Origin of the sequence: Olsenella uli, from assembly GCF_016900775.1 — a bacterium.
In the GTDB taxonomy this organism is placed as follows: Bacteria; Actinomycetota; Coriobacteriia; order Coriobacteriales; family Atopobiaceae; genus Thermophilibacter; species Thermophilibacter uli_A.
Genome location: NZ_JACJKN010000009.1, coordinates 1 through 16,134, shown reverse-complemented (window position 1 = coordinate 16,134; position 16,134 = coordinate 1). Strand labels below are relative to the sequence as shown.

General features: G+C 60.6%; 11 protein-coding genes. 9 read left to right on the top strand and 2 right to left on the bottom strand.

Translation table 11 applies throughout. The features are described 5' to 3' along the window. Positions 1–413 precede the first annotated feature (413 nt). The 9 genes from H6A23_RS06670 (at position 414) to H6A23_RS06630 (ending at position 12,972) form a co-directional block, all read left to right on the top strand. A complete protein-coding gene (locus H6A23_RS06670; protein WP_204831490.1) occupies positions 414–1,034 on the top strand; it encodes an NUDIX domain-containing protein in 621 nt (206 codons plus the stop codon). A gap of 703 nt (positions 1,035–1,737) precedes the next feature. Continuing rightward, complete coding sequence (locus H6A23_RS11715; protein WP_204831425.1) at positions 1,738–4,881, top strand: DUF7601 domain-containing protein; 3,144 nt, start codon at positions 1,738–1,740, stop codon at positions 4,879–4,881. Between the two features lie 60 nt (positions 4,882–4,941). Then, complete coding sequence (locus tag H6A23_RS06660) at positions 4,942–6,390, top strand: SpaH/EbpB family LPXTG-anchored major pilin (protein WP_204831424.1); 1,449 nt, start codon at positions 4,942–4,944, stop codon at positions 6,388–6,390. Positions 6,391–6,506: 116 nt separating this feature from the next. After that, a complete protein-coding gene (locus tag H6A23_RS06655; protein ID WP_204831423.1) occupies positions 6,507–7,322 on the top strand; it encodes a class C sortase in 816 nt (271 codons plus the stop codon). 12 nt (positions 7,323–7,334) lie between these two features. Further along, a complete protein-coding gene (locus tag H6A23_RS06650) occupies positions 7,335–7,979 on the top strand; it encodes a hypothetical protein (RefSeq protein WP_204831422.1) in 645 nt (214 codons plus the stop codon). Positions 7,980–8,005: 26 nt separating this feature from the next. Next, positions 8,006–8,284, top strand: a complete 279-nt coding sequence (locus tag H6A23_RS06645; protein WP_204831421.1) for a helix-turn-helix transcriptional regulator — start codon at positions 8,006–8,008, stop codon at positions 8,282–8,284. 799 nt (positions 8,285–9,083) lie between these two features. Continuing rightward, positions 9,084–10,844, top strand: coding sequence for an ABC transporter ATP-binding protein (locus H6A23_RS06640; RefSeq protein ID WP_204831420.1), 1,761 nt, complete (start codon positions 9,084–9,086; stop codon positions 10,842–10,844). A gap of 293 nt (positions 10,845–11,137) precedes the next feature. Then, positions 11,138–11,959 carry an HTH domain-containing protein gene (locus H6A23_RS06635; RefSeq protein ID WP_204831419.1) on the top strand — a complete coding sequence of 274 codons (822 nt, stop codon included), beginning with the start codon at positions 11,138–11,140 and terminating at the stop codon, positions 11,957–11,959. Positions 11,960–12,174: 215 nt separating this feature from the next. Then, positions 12,175–12,972: a hypothetical protein gene (locus H6A23_RS06630; RefSeq protein WP_204831418.1), complete on the top strand. Its 798-nt coding sequence runs from the start codon at positions 12,175–12,177 to the stop codon at positions 12,970–12,972. Positions 12,973–13,154: 182 nt separating this feature from the next. Here the strand turns inward: H6A23_RS06630 and H6A23_RS06625 are convergent, their stop codons facing one another. Then, a complete protein-coding gene (locus tag H6A23_RS06625; RefSeq protein WP_204831417.1) occupies positions 13,155–14,168 on the bottom strand; it encodes a protein kinase domain-containing protein in 1,014 nt (337 codons plus the stop codon). Positions 14,169–14,594: 426 nt separating this feature from the next. Continuing rightward, positions 14,595–15,560, bottom strand: coding sequence for an FHA domain-containing protein (locus H6A23_RS11710; protein WP_204831416.1), 966 nt, complete (start codon positions 15,558–15,560; stop codon positions 14,595–14,597). Between the last annotated feature and the right edge of the window lie 574 nt (positions 15,561–16,134).

Below are 16,134 nucleotides of genomic sequence, written 5' to 3'. Positions count from 1 at the left end.
GCAATATAGTCACGCGGGTGGACGATGAGTAAACAAGGCTCCCAAGCAAAGCCAATCTCTATACAAGAAATAAGTGTTCGACCAGATTGAAAATCTCGGACGAACAATCGGCCATGCAGATGGAGGCTCCCCTATCAAGGGGAGACGACCATCCAGCAGGGCGGTTTTGGTCGGTTGTGTACCCTTTTGGTCACAAGACGGTCGCTCATGACCACTTGGGCTAGAGTAGTCGCAAGGTCTTATGGCCGAGAAGAACGAACACGGGAGGACCTATGTCCGACGCAGATAAGAACCCCTCCTCGCACAGGGAATCCGGCACGGTCGAGGTTCCCGAGCCCACGCGCGAGGACTTCGGCAACGCCGTTGATGACATCAAGGACTCCGTTGCCGCCTTCACCTATGACGGCGACCGCATGAGTCAGGACCACCTGTCCGGAGCGCCCGTGGAGCGCGATCTCGTACTCGGCGATGACGATCCGCGCGACGCCGGCCTCGCCGAACGCCCCCTCACCGAGGACGTGGTCTGGACGGGCCGCATCTTCAACGTCGACCGTCTCCAGGTGCAGCTCCCGGACGGCCGCAACGCCATCCGTGATGTGGTGCGCCATCCCGGCGCCGTTGCCATTGTGGCCCTGACCGAGGAGGGTCGTATCTGCCTCGTGCGCCAGTACCGCACGGCGCTCGGCCGCGTGACCGTTGAGATTCCCGCCGGCAAGCTCGACCCGGGCGAGGACCCGCTCGAGTGCGCAAGCCGCGAGCTCCTCGAGGAGACCGGCATGGAGGCCGAGAAGATCGCGTATCTCACCACCATCGCCACCTCGGACGGCTTCACCGACGAGCTCATTCACATCTACATGGCCACCGGCCTCAGCTTCTCCAAGTCCAGCCCGGACGCGGACGAGTTCATCAACGTTGACCTCGTCGAGGTGGGCGAGCTCATCGACGCCGTTCTCGACGGACGCATCGAGGACGCCAAGACCGTCGTCGGCGCGCTGCTCTGTGACGCCATCTCTCGTCGTCTCTCCGAGGAATAGACGAGCACCAGCTCTCAACAGGTTAATTCGAATCAGCGCGGGGCCGCCAAAAGAGGCCTCGTGCTGATTTTACTTGTCTCTTACTGGCCTTCTCGTTATCAGCCACCTATCACAGAACACTCGGGTTCCTTGTCAAGGGGAACGAGCATCGCATCCAGAAGTGCGCGGCAGGGCAAGCCCATGAGTCGCAACGGATCCGGGCTCGTCCGCGTGTGGTCTCTTGGGGCGGCGTGAGAGCCCGCGTTAAGTCGGGCGCATGCGCCTGATAGCGCACATTCTTCGCGCCCGTTCGGCCATTTGACCAGTTGATGCAACCCCTATACGCAGAACGCACGCTTCAAGAATTACCCTGCAATCTGCGTTGAGGCATGAGAGATGCGTTGAACCCGGCTAGCCGCCCGCTGCCCCTTTACGTCCACCTCACAAACGGGTCATATCAAACTGTGGGAGGACCCATATAACCTCTGAATTAAACCAAAACAGTCTTTGTTCCCTATGACGTCATTTGGTTCCCAATTTTGCGCACCTACATCTAGCTCTTGGAAACATCTCAAACTTCTCAAAACATTTTGCCTAGCCGAAGGTTAAGATACGAGACACGACAAAATGTGGGAGGGGTCATGTTTCTGTATGGGACGGACCGCAACCACGGCCGGAAAGTAGGACGGGGCCGCAAGGCTCCGAGTTGTGAGGGAGTGCCACCGTGGACGCCAAACGAAGCAAAATTGTGACTGGGGGAGGGTTGCTCGCAGCCATATGCCTGGCCGCGGTTCTGAGCGTTGGTAACACGCTCATCCTTCCCTCCGCAACGCTTGCCGAAGAGGCGACGACAGAGTCGAGCGCCACTGCAAGCTGGGAGTCCTCCCTTCCCAAAGACATCCCCTCCCGTTGGAATGACGCCGTCGTAGCCGTGGCGCAGAGTCAGGTTGGCTATGCGGAGGAGTCCGCGCCCGCCGTTGCGGATGCGCAGGCCAATGAGGAGCCCACGTTCTTCTCGCGCTATGGCGAGTGGGCCGGTGAGCCCTCTGCGGAGTGGAACACGCTCTTTGCATCCTTCTGCCTTGAGAACGCGGGCGTTGAGGGCATGCCGCAGGACGCCGACGCACAGGCGTGGGCAGAGAAGCTGCAGCAGAGCGATCCCTCGCTGTACGTTGCCGCGGCCGATCACGCTCCCGAGCCCGGCGACCTTGTGTTCTTCCGCTCGGACGAGGGCGAGAAGAACGAGGCGGCCCGCGTGGGCATTGTGTCCGAGGTGACCGAGGCCACCGACGAGGCGCCGGCCCAGATGAAGGTCGTTGAGGGCGACGTTGACGGTGCGGTTGTTGAGACCGCCTACGACCTTGATGATGAGAGCATCCTCGGCTACGGCCTGCTCCCCGAGCAGCCGGCGGATGATGTTACCGCCGAGGGCGCCGATGCTGATGACACGGTGACGCTGGACAACACGCTCACCTACGAGGCCGAGGACTACACCGTTGCCGTGAAGGTCTCCGGTGAGGCTACGGTCTCAGAGGACGCTATGCCCGCCAAAGAGGCGGAGGGCCTCTCCATGGAGACGGTCGCACTGGACGCCAGCACTCCGGAGTACCAGGCCGCCGAGGCCTACGTCGAGGACAGCGACCCCGAGAGCGTGATCAGCGTCTCCGCCCTCGAGTTCGAGTTCGTCTACAACGGCCAGGCCCTCGACGTCTCCGACTGCGAGGTGACCGCCGAGGTCACGCCGAGCGACAAGCTCCAGGAGGCGGCCAACGCCATCGAGACCGATGAGGACACGTCCGACGAGGCCGAGGTCGGCGTTGCCCTGACCGCGCTCCAGAGCGCTGAGAGCAGCGAGGCCGAGGAGCTCGACACCGTGCTGGTCGAGAAGGACGCGACCGAGCGCCCGACGATGACGCTCGCGCTCGATGCCGCCGCGCCCGCGCTGCAGCTTGTGGCTCGCGAGGCACTGAATCCTACGTTTACGGTGCAGTATTACGCGAATCTCACAACGCTTGTCCGAAACGATGACGGATATCTGAGAATTCTTGACACAAGCGGTAATGGTGACGGTACGGGGGGCAATCTCCCGACGAATGGCGGAAGTTTGCCGCAAACAGGCCTTTATGTCGAGGACGATGGCTCCCTCGAGTCCACGACGACTCTTATGCAGCTATACAAGGAGAAGAGCTTTAACTACTTTGATGCTCCGGGTCTGCCGTATGTGAACATCTTCCGTGATAATGGAAACTACACTGCTAAAGAGGTCTGGGTGCTGAAGGACGGCAAGTTGGCGTCGAGCACGAACCCTGATGACTGGGAGACCTACGGGCCCATCGGACAGGCGACTGAGCTTCACTTTACGAACAATCCCGATAAGAAGGACGATCCGGACACCATCTATATTGAGGATGGAATGGTCATTCGCCTGGTCGCAGATCAGACGGAGAGCAACTACAACAATGCCGCTACGTTCTATGATTATGACATCACAAACGACGGTAGAAATACTTGGGATGGGACGAACGGTGCCCATGGAATCAACAGCAATAGTAATTACCAGGGTACTGGAGCTAAGCTCGCCTTTGGTAATGCCAATACGGGCACGGGTCTGGACAACCAAACCTGGAACGGTAACACGCTCAACAAGTATAACAACGCGAGCATCGAAGGCTGTACGTTCGGCCTGGTGAAGGGCCTCGATGACCAGGGGCATATTGTATATGCCGACGACATAAGCGCTCCCAAGCTCTTCGACGACGGTTCGGCAATTGGAAAGAGGGAAATAACCAATTATTCTCTCGACTTTAATCGAGCTGGGGATACTTATACGCTCTCCGCAGTAAGTGGCGCAGGACTCGACAATCTTGAGAACTTTACGAGACTTGATCGCTATGTCAACGGTGAGATGTTCTGGCAGAACAGGGTAATTTATACAAATAACTTCTGGCCGATGGACGGAAACCAAGGCACTGATGGCCTAACCGGCGAATACTATAACCGAGGCGATTTCGTCGGGTATGGCGGCAATGATATGTATCCGCCAAGTGATGACAGCAAGGCTCACAATAACCTGTTCGGAATGGTGTACAGCGTTAACTTTAAGCTGACTGAGGACTACGTCGGGCCGCTGGAGTACTACTTCTTCGGCGACGATGACATGTGGGTATTTCTCGATGGCAGGCTGATCTGCGATATCGGTGGCGTGCACAGCTCTGTTGGCATGTATGTCAACCTGTGGGACTACATCAAGCAGGGCGATGCAGGCGAGCACACGCTCAAGTTCTACTACACCGAGCGCGGTCTCTCTGGCTCCACGTGCTACATGCAGTTCACCCTGCCGTCCGTCTCCTCTAACACCCCTTCCTATCAGAACAGCCAGCTGAAGGTTCAGAAGGAAGTCGTAGGCAGCGCAGATCCCAATACCGAGTTCAGCTTTGATATCAGCATCGAGCATGAGAACGAGGTAGTTGAAGGTTCTGACTATTCAATCGTCCGCTACGACGCAGAGGGCAACCGCGTCGAAAGCTCGCTGCTGACCGGCGGTAAGGGCTCCTTCAAGCTCAAGGCCAACGAGTACGTAATCATCGACTACCTGCAGCATGGGACCAAGTACACAATTAAGGAAACGGGCGCTGAAGGCTTTGAAGTCAGCAACCAAATTGATTACGGCACCACAAACAAGTCTGAGACGGTAGTCGGCACGATAGCTCCGGGCATTAGCAACTTCGTGTTGTTCACCAACACGGCACGACCCAAGCTGCCTGACACCGGCGGACCGGGAGCACTCATCTTCACCCTTGGCGGAGCCGCCGTCATTGCGACCGGTCTTACGTATGGGTTCTATCAGCGGAAGCGTTCTTCTCGCTGAGCGATTGAATCGGGTTCTGTAAGCAAGTACCAAATGGGAAGGAATGAGAGGAAGTAACCCATGAGGCATTTGAAGAAGTTCATAGGGGCGATTGTTGCCGCGCTCATGGTCTTTGCCATGACCGTGACGCCTGCGTTCGCCGCGAACGGCACCAACAACAACACCGGCTCCATCACCATCAACGACGCTGAGCCCGGCCACACCTACAACGCGTATCAGGTTCTCGTCCTCGAGAGCTACGACACCGATGCCAAGGCCTATTCCTACAAGGCGAACCCTGACTGGGCTAAGTGGCTCGAGACCCAGACTCAGTACGTCTCCATTGATGACCAGGGCTATGTGACTTGGGTCAAGGATGCCGACGTTGCTGCTTTCGCCAAGGCTGCCCTTGCGCACGCCAAGGAGGCCCAGATTGCTGCAAAGGGCACTCAGACGGCCCCCGCTGCCGCTGAAGGCGCGCAGTACTCCACCGTCACGTTTAGCAACCTGAACCTCGGTTACTACCTCGTTGACACCACGGTCGGCACGCTCTGCTCGCTTGACACCACCACTCCTAGCGCCACGATGGAGGAGAAGAACGAGCTGCCTCCTGTGAAGAAGGAGGTCAAGGAGGACGACACCGGTGAGTGGGGCGACAAGAATACCGCCGAGATTGGCGATACCGTCGAGTTCAAGACCACCATCACCGCCAAGAAGGGCGCGGAGAGCTACGTCCTCCACGATGTCATGTCCAAGGGCCTGACGCTCAACGCTGACTCCATCAAGGTTCAGGTTGGCGGTTCCGATCTTGCTGCGGCTAACTACACCCTCAAGGCGGCCGGCCTGAACGACGGCTGCACCTTTGAGATTGAGTTTGCTCAGAGCTACCTCGATACCATCACCGCGGATACCGACATCGTCGTGACCTACAGCGCTGTGGTGAACGAGAATGCCGTCATCTTTGATGACGCCAACACCAACAAGACCAAGCTGGCGTTTGGCGAGGATCACCGTGACGAGACCACGTGGGATGAGACCAAGACCTACACCTACAAGGTCGATGTCGTGAAGACTGACGGTGACAACAAGGTGCTTGACGGCGCCGAGTTCAAGCTCTACGACGCTGAGAACGGTGGGAACGAGGTCCCCGTCGTGAAGATTGCTGACGGGCAGTATCGCCTTGCCAAGGATGGCGAGCAGGGAGAGGTCATTACTACCAAGGACGGCCAGGTGGAGATCAAGGGCTTTGATGCCAACACCACCTATTGGCTCGAGGAGACCAAGGCCCCCGAGGGATACAACAAGCTCGCTGGTCGCAAGGAGATCGCCATCATGGACGTCAACCTTGACGCGACCGTTGATGGCGGCACGTGGACTAGCGGCGGCATCCACGTCGTCAACAAGGCCGGTTCCCTTCTGCCGGAAACCGGTGGCATGGGCACCACGATCTTCTACGTGGCTGGCGGCGCCATCGTGATTGCCGTTGCTGCGACGCTCGTGTACCGCAAGCGTATGGAGAGCAACCAGTAAGTATGCATAAGCCTGCGTAAGCAGGCAGTCTCGACGCCGCCGGGGAGGCGCTCCCTCCCCGGCGGACGCGAGAGACCACGATAGCCTTACGGCTACAGTGGCAAGGAGAGGCCAGCGTGAGCAAGAGCACCAAGAGAACCGCATCAAACGTCGTTCTTATCGTCCTTCTTATTGCTGGTTTGTCCCTGCTGCTGTACCCAACGGTCAGCAACCTTTGGAACTCGATGCACATGTCGCAGGCGATCGTCGATTACTCGGAGGAGGTGTCGGACATGAACGCGCAGGACTACACGGCGTTCTGGGAGCGTGCGGAACGCTACAACCAGGAGCTCGCCCAGAACCCCAACCGCTTTCAAATGACCAACTCTGAGCGTGCGGACTACGAGAGCCAGCTCAGGGTGTCCGACACCGGCATCATGGGCTACATCGACATCCCAAGCCTCGGCGTGTCCATCCCCATCTACCACGGCACGGAGGAATCCGTCCTGCAGGTTGGCGCTGGGCACCTTGAGGGAAGCTCGCTGCCCACGGGTGGGTTGGGGACGCATTGCGTGCTCTCGGGTCACCGCGGGCTGCCGAGTTCCGAGCTGTTCACTGACATTGACAAGCTCGAGGTCGGCGACGTGTTTGTGCTGACCGTGCTCGACCGCACCATGACGTATGAGGTCGACCAGATTCTCACGGTTGACCCGTATGACATGGACGCGCTTGCCATCGATCCGCAGCAGGACTACTGCACGCTCGTCACGTGCACGCCGTATGGCATCAACACGCATCGCCTGCTCGTCCGCGGGCATCGGGTGCCCAATCGGGCCGTGGAGGACGAGAGTTCTTCTCGGCAGATGAGCCCCGCTGTGCCCATGGCGGTTGCGGGTGGCGTCTTGGTTGCGGCTGGAATTGCTCTGCGAGCCCTTTCTCGCAGGAAGAACTAGGAGGGACATCGTATGAAGTGGCTCAGGAGACTCTCGGCACTCGTGATGACGGTGCTCGCTTTGAGCCTTACGGGCGTTGTGGCCTACGCGCATGAGGTGCCCGATCCGTCACGTACGGGGACGATTTCCGTCAGCATGAAGTATGACGGGCAGCAGGTGCCGGGCGGCACGGTGACACTGTATCGCGTGGGCGACGTTGTCTCTGATGACGGCGACTACCTGTTTGCGCTTAACGACGCCTGCGCCGACAGCGGTGTCTCGCTTGACGACCTGCAGTCTCCGGACGCTGCCGAGGCGCTTGCGGCGTGGGTGGCCTCCCACGACATTGCCGGCACCACGGTTGAGATTGGCGACGACGGTACGGCAACGTTCACGGACGTTGCCCTGGGCCTTTACGTCATGGTGCAGCATGATCCGGCGTCTGGGTACTATGCTATCGACCCCTTCCTCATTGGCATGCCGCTGACTGAGGACGGCGCGTACGTGTACGAGATTGACGCGAGCCCCAAGCTCGAGCTGCAGAAGAAGCCCGTGACGCCGCCCACGGAGGAGGGTGCGCCCGAGACGGGCGAGCCTGCGATGCCCATTGTTGCGTTTGCGGTGTGCGGCGTGGTGTTTGTTGGCATTGCCCTGCTTGCTCGTCGCGCGCGCCGCTAGCTGCGGATTGCTGCTGGGACGCGAGGATGTCTGGGAACACGGTCATCATCTACTCTCCGCGCCGGCTGACGCCGACGGAGCGTAGCATCCTTGCGTACGTGCTCGATCACGAGGGCGAGGCATGCTCTAAGGAGGAGCTCGCTGCGATTCTGGGGCGCAGCAAGGTGACGGTGAGCAAGTCCATCTCGCGCCTGCGTGCGTATGGGCTGCTCCTCTCTGAGCCTTGCTACGACGAGAACGGGGCCCAGCTTGCAAACGCCTATCGCCTGGCAGCTATGGGCACGCCGCTCGTTGCACAGGAGTGAGCCTATTCTCAGCCAGGGCAGTGGAGAGAGCATCTGGGTGCGCCTTCTGCTACGTGAGTGACAGGTATTGAACAAACTGGGCCGTCAAAGGGTCGCCGTCCGTTCAAAAGTAGTCACTCTGCTGGGCAGTCGCTCTACGGGGTCGTTACTCTGTCGAGTCGGAGCCACGTACTTGCGGGACGCAGGCCGGCCTATGACCATCCGGGGGATGCCCTGGGCTTGTCCTCGGGAATTGCCAAAGGGGTCAAAACGGCGAGACTAAACCGCCGGGGGAGGGTACAATAGGCTCGACGGCCGCCTACGTTGGGGAACCTAGGCAGTGCCGTTACTCGTAGTTGGCCGCTCGCGCTTACGCGCTAGCGGCCGTTCCTTTCATCGGACCTCCTTCGCACCTCTCGAACGAGACTTACTATCGCGATAACGAGGTTAAGAACACTCGTCAGAAGAACAACGACCTCAGAGACGTCCATAGGCATCACCTCCCCTCTCGGGTACGGCGCTGCCCTCGGTACGCGGTTCGGACCGCCGAGTCGTGTGGGGAGTATACCCCGGGGGAAGATCTCCATACGCTCGTGGGCCATCGCGGCGGGTCGTCAGGTTTACCGATGCCTTACTGCCTGGTTACCGGAACCTGCGTGCGATGGCCTATTGTGAAAATCACATCTTCCCTCCCTGCGCCCGTCCTCGCTTCAGAGGCGGGCGTCCCCATTTTGCTGGCATTTTCTTTGGGTCGGCGAGGTGGCGTGCCCGAGGTGATACCCTTGTTTGCGCACGTTTTCGCCGATTCACAAGGAGTTTCATGCCTGCTCAGCATCGCTCGCTCTTCCGATCGTTCCTCTCGTACTATCGCGGGCAGCGGCACCTGTTTGTCATCGACATCATTGCCGCCGTGACCGTTGCCGCCATCGATCTTGCCTTCCCGCAGATCCTGCGGACCCTTACGGGCGGGCTCTTTACCGAGGGCTCAGATGCCATCATGGGCGCGCTCGCGTATCTTGCTGTGGGACTTGTCTGCATGTACGCCCTGCGCTTTGTTTGCCGCTACTTTGTCATCTTCTGGGGTCACGTCATGGGCGCGCGCATGGAGAGCCGCATGCGCGAGGACCTCTTCGACGCCTACGAGCGTATGAGTTTCTCCTATTTTGACCACCACAAGTCCGGCGACCTTATGAGCCGCCTGGTCTCTGACCTCTTTGACATCTCCGAGGCGGCTCACCATGGGCCGGAGTTCATCCTTATTGGCATCGTGGAGGTGGCGGGCTCGTTTGTGATCCTTTCCACCATCAATCTGCCGCTCACGGGCGTGCTCGCGCTCATTGCGTGTCTGCTTGTGGTCTATAACGTGTACGCAAACTGGCAGATGCGCGCCGTCTATACCGAGAACCGCGTTCGCATCTCCGGCGTGAACAGCCGCCTGGAGGACTCCCTCGCCGGCGTTCGCGTGGTCAAGAGCTTTGCCGCCGAGGACGTGGAGCGTGACAAGTTCCGTCGCAGCAACAACGCCTATCTGGACTCCAAGACCCGGATGTATCGCGCCATGGGCCGCTACCAGGCGGCAATTGCGGTGATGATGGGCGCGCTCAACACGGCTGTGGTGGTGTTTGGCGGCTGGCTGATTGCCAACGGGCAGATGCATGCCATCGACCTCGCCACCTACGCGCTCTACATCTCTCTCTTCACCACGCCCATCACGAGCATCCTGGACTTTACGGAGACCTTCCAGAAGGCCATTGCCGGGTTCAAGCGATTCCACGAGGTGATTGAGACCCAGCCGGACATCCAGGACAAGCCGGGCGCCCCGGAGCTGAGCGTCACCAAGGGCGCGGTCAGCTATCACGACGTCTGCTTCGCCTATCCCGGAGCAAAGGGCGAGAAGGATGACGTGGTAATCCGCCACCTCAATCTGGACATCGCGCCCGGCGAGACCATCGCGCTCGTGGGCCCCTCCGGAGGCGGAAAGTCCACCACGTGCTCGCTGCTCCCGCGCTTCTACGACGTGGACTCCGGCTCCATCACCATTGACGGCCAGGACGTGCGCGACGTCACGCAGCGGAGCCTGCGCGAGTCCATTGGCCTTGTCCAGCAGGATGTCTACCTGTTTGACGGCACCATCGCGGAGAACATTGCCTACGGAAGCCCGGATGCCACGCTCGAGGAGATTCAGGACGCGGCGCGCAAGGCCAACATCGCGGAGTATGTGGAGAGCCTGCCGGACGGCTACGAGACCGAGGTCGGCGAGCGCGGAAGCCACCTCTCCGGCGGTCAGAAGCAGCGCATCGCCATCGCCCGCGTCTTCCTCAAGAACCCGCCGATCCTTATCTTTGATGAGGCGACGTCCGCGCTGGACAACGAGTCCGAGCAGGCCGTTCAGGAGTCCCTGTCCGAGCTCGCGCGCGGACGCACCACGCTGGTGATTGCCCACCGCCTCTCCACCATCAAGAACGCGGACGAGATCGTCACCATGGAGAATGGCAGTGTCTCCGAGCGCGGGACCCACGAGGAGCTCCTCGCGCGCGGCGGCACCTATGCGCGCTACTACGCCATGCAGTTCGCGGGGTAGCGCGGCAGGGACCTTCCCGGCGCCTGGCAGCTTGCTTGGTTGAGCTTGTTTGGGTGAGTGACAGGCCTTGAACGGATGGCGCCTTCTGCGGTGCCTCATCCGTTCAAGGCCTGTCACTCATATTTAAGGTCTCCGGGGCGGAGCAGATGACGCCCCTCTATCTGCGAAAGCAGAATGAATACTCTGAACGTAGAATATTCCGCTATGTAAATATTAATGATTTTAATGCAAAAACAATCGACAAGGCACGAGAGCTTGCTTCGAAGAGGGTCCCTGGCCATCCGTGGGAATCCATGGGCGATGAGGAGCTGCTAAGAAGCGCCAGGGTATATGCCAAAGACCGTAGGACGGGCGACGAGGTCTATACGCTCGCGGCCGTTCTGCTCTTTGGCACGGACGAGGTAATCTCCGACGTTTGTCCGGCGTACAAGACCGACACCATCGCGCGTAGGGAAAACATGGACCGCTACGATGACAGGCTCACGTTGACCTGCAACCTCATCGAAGCCTATCCGAGGCTCGTCGAGTTTGCGGCTGCTAACCTACCCGACAGATTTGTTGTTGAGTCAGGACAGCGAGTAAGCGCGCGTGACATCATCGTGAGAGAGCTGGTGTCAAACCTCCTGATACACCGCGAGTACATCAGCCCGTTTCCTGCCAAGTTGGTTATCGGGCGCTCTGAGCTGCGCACGGAGAACGCAAGTCGCTCGATATACGAGGGTAGGCTCACTCTCCGCGACTTTAATCCCATCTCCAAAAACCCCAACATTGCCGGGGTGTTTTCCCAGATTGGCTATGCCGAGGAATTGGGCAGCGGGATGCGCAATCTCCAGAAGTATTCGCGCGCGTACAGTGGGAAGCCCGCCATTCTTGAGGACGGGGACGTCTTCCGCGCGTCTGTGCCCGTCACGCCGATTTTTGCGTCGAAGGGCGTCGACGGCGCGCATGAGGCGGCGGCGATACTGACCGCTCGGGATGGGGACTTCACCGCCGCGACTCTTGCGGAATATCTTGATGTGACAACAAGAACCGCGCAGCGCTACATCCGGCGGATGCTCAACAATGGATTCGTTGCGGAGAGGGATGGCAGGGCGCATCACTACACGATGGCTTAGAACGCGACAATGTCGCGACAGCCGATGCGACACTGTCGCATCCCCGCAGACGCCGTGCTCGGTATCCTCCTGCCCGCATGGAAAACCTGACGGTTGACCCTGAGCAAACTGTCAAGTTCGGCAGGTCGGGGTGCGATTGCGTATACTGAAACAGGGTCTGTTGTGACCGCGCGCTGCCTTCTTGGCCGCCGGGTCCTGCGACGGGGAAGAGAGAGATGGCAAAGAAACGCGAGATTGCGCGCATCCAGAAGGGCGCGCTCACGCCCGACGAGGCCGAGGCGCTGTTTGCGACCGTCGACCACACCGGTCACTCCGACGAGGAGCGTGCCCGTCGTCAGCGCGCGCACCGCAAGGAGAAGGGCGTCTCGCTCGATATTGACCCCCTGTCCGAGGAGGACCCCTCCGGCTCCAACGTGGGCAAGGTCATCACCAAGACCGCGGTCTCCTTTGTGCTGATTTTCCTCGTTGCCGTGGTGGTGGGCCAGGTGGCCTTTGGCTTCATCCGCCGCGCCAACACGTCCAACCTCACGGAGAGCGTCACCGTGCGCACCGTGGCCTCGGCCCTGCGCGGCGGCGTGGAGTGGGGCAACGGCTTCACTCAGTTCCCGGAGGACTTCTCCGTCCAGGAGGCGGACGAGAACACCGGCCGCGTGGAGGTCACCGTCACGGACACGAGCTCGGAGAACGCGCTCGAGTGCTTTGCGGGCTCCGGCGTGCAGGCTCAGGCGTTTGCGGTGAACTGCCTGCTCAATCCCAATATCAACACCGTCGTGTACCACGTCAACGTGCACATGAGCGCAGACGGGGAGATTCAGCAGTCCGCGCTCTTTGGCTTCCTCAAGCCCACGGGGGACGTGACCTCGTACATCACGTACGTGTGGACCAAGACGCAGTCCGCGGACGGCGTCCAGCTCTCGCTGCACATCACGGGCCTGGACGAGTCCATCCAGGGCGAGCTGCGCGACAAGATCACCACGTCCTTCACGCCGGTCCAGATTCTGAGCGGCAACTAGGGGCATCTGAGCGTCAGACGAGAGGCGCGCCGCGGCATGGCGGCGCGCCCTCTTGCGTTTCAAGGCCTCTCTTCGGCGGTGCCGGGAAATTAATCCGCCCTGAAGGCGTCTCCCGGAAAACTCAACTGGGAAAACGCCGTCAGAGGGACTCCAAGGGCGGATTAATTTTGGCGCGGAGGCCGCTATCCGTCCCTCCGGCGCTCGCGAGCCCACTCGGCAGCGGCGCTTGCGAGGGCCGAGAAGAGCGAGCGGCGCCTCCCGCGCTGCGATGGCGCGCCTGAGGGCGCCGCCGCGCCGCCCGGCCATGCGGCCAGTGCCTCCCTGAGGGCGAGGGTCGTGTACCGCTTGGGCTGCTCGGCGTTGAGCCCGCGGACAAGAAGGTCGGCAAGGGAGCGGGCGTTGTTATCAAGCCATGCGGGAACCTCGGGCCGCTCCACCATCTTCGTGAGGTACGGGGACGCGTTGGGCCGCCGCGACAGCTCAAAGGGCGTCTGGTCGCAGACCAGCTCGTACAGCATGCTGCAGACGGCGTAGGTGTCCACGGTCTGCGAATGACGCAGGCGGGAGACCTCGGGCACGTCACGCGTCAGCATCTCGGGAGCAGCATACTCCACGGTGCCAAAGCGCCAGATGTCGTGCGTGAGGGTGGTGCCGCGCTCCCCATCCCGCAGGACGGAGGAGCTGCCCAGGTCCACGATGCGCAGGTCAAACGAGGACGAGGCGATCTGCTCGGCGATGGGCACGGCAGACGTCCGCACGATGACGTTGCGCGGGGAGAGGTCCCGGTGAAGGAAGCGACAGTCAAGCTCGCTCGTGCTCAGCAGGATGTCCAGCAGCGCCGTCCCCAGCGCGGCGACGGTCTCGGGGAGGACGGACCGCCGCGGGCGGGCGTTCTCGTCCGCGTACGTTCGCGCGGGGAGCAGGGTTGTTGCCTCCCTCAGGGTGAGTCCCTCGACCCACTCCATGATGATGGCCGGCTTCTCCTCCTCGTGGCCGTCCAGGGAGCTTGCGGCGAGTCCAAACCCGTAGACCCTCGGGAACCCCCTCAGAAAGGAAACGGCGAGCATGCTGCGGTACTCCTCCGTAAACGCCAGCTCGCGGCTTGACTCTACCAGGCGCAGCGCCTCGGTGTCCGGGGTCTTGTCCCCAAGGCCGTGGGTGGGCGCGGGCGCGCGGAGGACCTTGAGCGCAAACACCTCCCCCGAGGTATTCTGCGCCCTGAGGACGGCACCGTCCGAGAGACCCTCGCGCGGCACGGCGGGAATAAGCAGTGTCTCAAACCGCCGACGCACCTCACCGGCCCGCGTCGGCAAGATTCCAAACGCGGGTGTGAAGTTGCGAATCCGAACTATCTCTGTTGGGCAGTCCTGATTTCTGCCGCTGCCTAACGATCCCAAAGGCCGCCTCTTCCCGGTTCCAAACGTTTGGAACAGGTCGAGACAATCGTAGAAACAGCACTTTGATTCAAGTTGCGCAACGTCTCGCTGTTGAATTGTGTATGTCGTATGAGCGACGTTGCGTCGTTCTAGTGGGCGGCTGGCGCGGAGCGTGCGAGGTCCTTCTCGCCAGCGGGCGCGCCGATGCCGAGAAGGACCCTGTATGCTGCGCGTTAGCTGCGTCATCTAGGACGTTATCCGCATTACCAGGAAGCGCGTCGTGGCGCCGAGGCACAAGACGTCGCTGTTGCTGATCTCAACGGGCGGGTAGCTGCCGTCATGCGCTCGCTTGGCGCGCGGCGGCTCAATGACAACGGGGTCGGTGCCGTCGCCGGGAATGAGCATGGTTCCGTTGGTGGACCCGAGGCCCTGCGCGTACCAGCGCGCGCCATCCCGCCATATGCGCAGGTGGCGGCGGCTCACGTCAACGTCCACGTCATTGATGACGCTCTCGCCGTCGGCGAGCGAGCCCACGAGGGTGCCCTCGTCGGTCGTGGCAAGCGGGTGGATGGGCGGTCGGGCCGTGTCACCGGAGATGCGCAGCAGCCCAAGGACGACCTCGTCACGCTCCGAACCGGGACGGTCCTCGTACTCCGCGCCCACGTCCATCTCCACCGTGCCGATGTCCATGGCGAGCTTGTACTCCACGAAGCGCTCCACGATAGAGACGGCGCGCTGCGGGTCGGCGAGGCACCCCGTGGCGAGGAAGAGCATCACGTAGAGGACGGTCCTGTCAGACTCGGTGCGGAACTTCGCCGCGGCGATGCGGCTGATGGCATTGGCGTAGAGCGTGTCGTCAAGGTCAAAGTCGCGCAGGACCTGCTGCATGCCCAGTGCCGCCTCGCCGCAGTAGTGATCGCGAACCTCCTCGCGCGCGGTTACGGGGTTGGGGCGGTTGGCGATGATGCGAGACGTCAGCGTCTGGGAACTCTGGAAGAAGTCGGCGAACAGCTCCGGGTGCGTTTGGCCGGGGAGCGCGTGGACAATCTGGCGCGAGAGGAACGTGCGGTCAGTAATCCTCATGCGCGGAGCCTTGCCGCCATACGTGACGGTTGCGCTCAGGAGCTCCTGGGCGGCGTCGCGGTTGGTGAGTCTACCAAACTTCCGGAGGTCGGAGAACATGTAGGAGCTTGGCGTCTCTATGAGTGTCACCTCCCGCGCGTCTCTCTCACAAGACTTCCCGATGCCTATCGTGCACATGACGTTTGTCTAACGCTCAATAATTGTTGTGCAACAAGAGCTTTGTACCGCAAGGACAGAGTGGGATTCAAGGGTAGTTCAGTAAGTGGTCGGTATATAACGCAGCATAGTTGCATGTATACCAGCATGTTTGTTACGAGGAAGCAGACTGAACGAAACCCGTAATGTTGCGCAACAGACTCCTGAAACCCGGTGTTGGAATGAACTAGCACATCAACCGATGGGCTCATCTACTCGTCTCTATCGAGCGAGTGGGGATAAAACGGGAAAAGGAGTTCAAATGGACAAGAAGCGTGTATTCAATGCGGCGGTGACAGCGGGCTTGTCTCTGTCCATGGTGCTTACCAGCGTGCCTGCGGTCGCGTTGGCGCAGGACGATGGAAATTATGAGGGAACTTCGATGTCTAGATCAGTCACCTACAAGGTGCACTTCTATGACACCGACGAGACGACCGAGATCACGGCGGTGAACGGCGCCGAGGGCTACACGTTCGGCACCTACGCCGAGGGCATCGCCCCGAGCTAC

Coding starts and splice junctions, on each gene's coding strand:
- H6A23_RS06670 (WP_204831490.1), top strand. CDS start 414: ATGAGTCAGGACCACCTGTCCGGAGCGCCCGTGGAGCGCGATCTCGTA.
- H6A23_RS06660 (WP_204831424.1), top strand. CDS start 4,942: ATGAGGCATTTGAAGAAGTTCATAGGGGCGATTGTTGCCGCGCTCATG.
- H6A23_RS06650 (WP_204831422.1), top strand. CDS start 7,335: ATGAAGTGGCTCAGGAGACTCTCGGCACTCGTGATGACGGTGCTCGCT.
- H6A23_RS06645 (WP_204831421.1), top strand. CDS start 8,006: ATGTCTGGGAACACGGTCATCATCTACTCTCCGCGCCGGCTGACGCCG.
- H6A23_RS06640 (WP_204831420.1), top strand. CDS start 9,084: ATGCCTGCTCAGCATCGCTCGCTCTTCCGATCGTTCCTCTCGTACTAT.
- H6A23_RS06635 (WP_204831419.1), top strand. CDS start 11,138: ATGGGCGATGAGGAGCTGCTAAGAAGCGCCAGGGTATATGCCAAAGAC.
- H6A23_RS06630 (WP_204831418.1), top strand. CDS start 12,175: ATGGCAAAGAAACGCGAGATTGCGCGCATCCAGAAGGGCGCGCTCACG.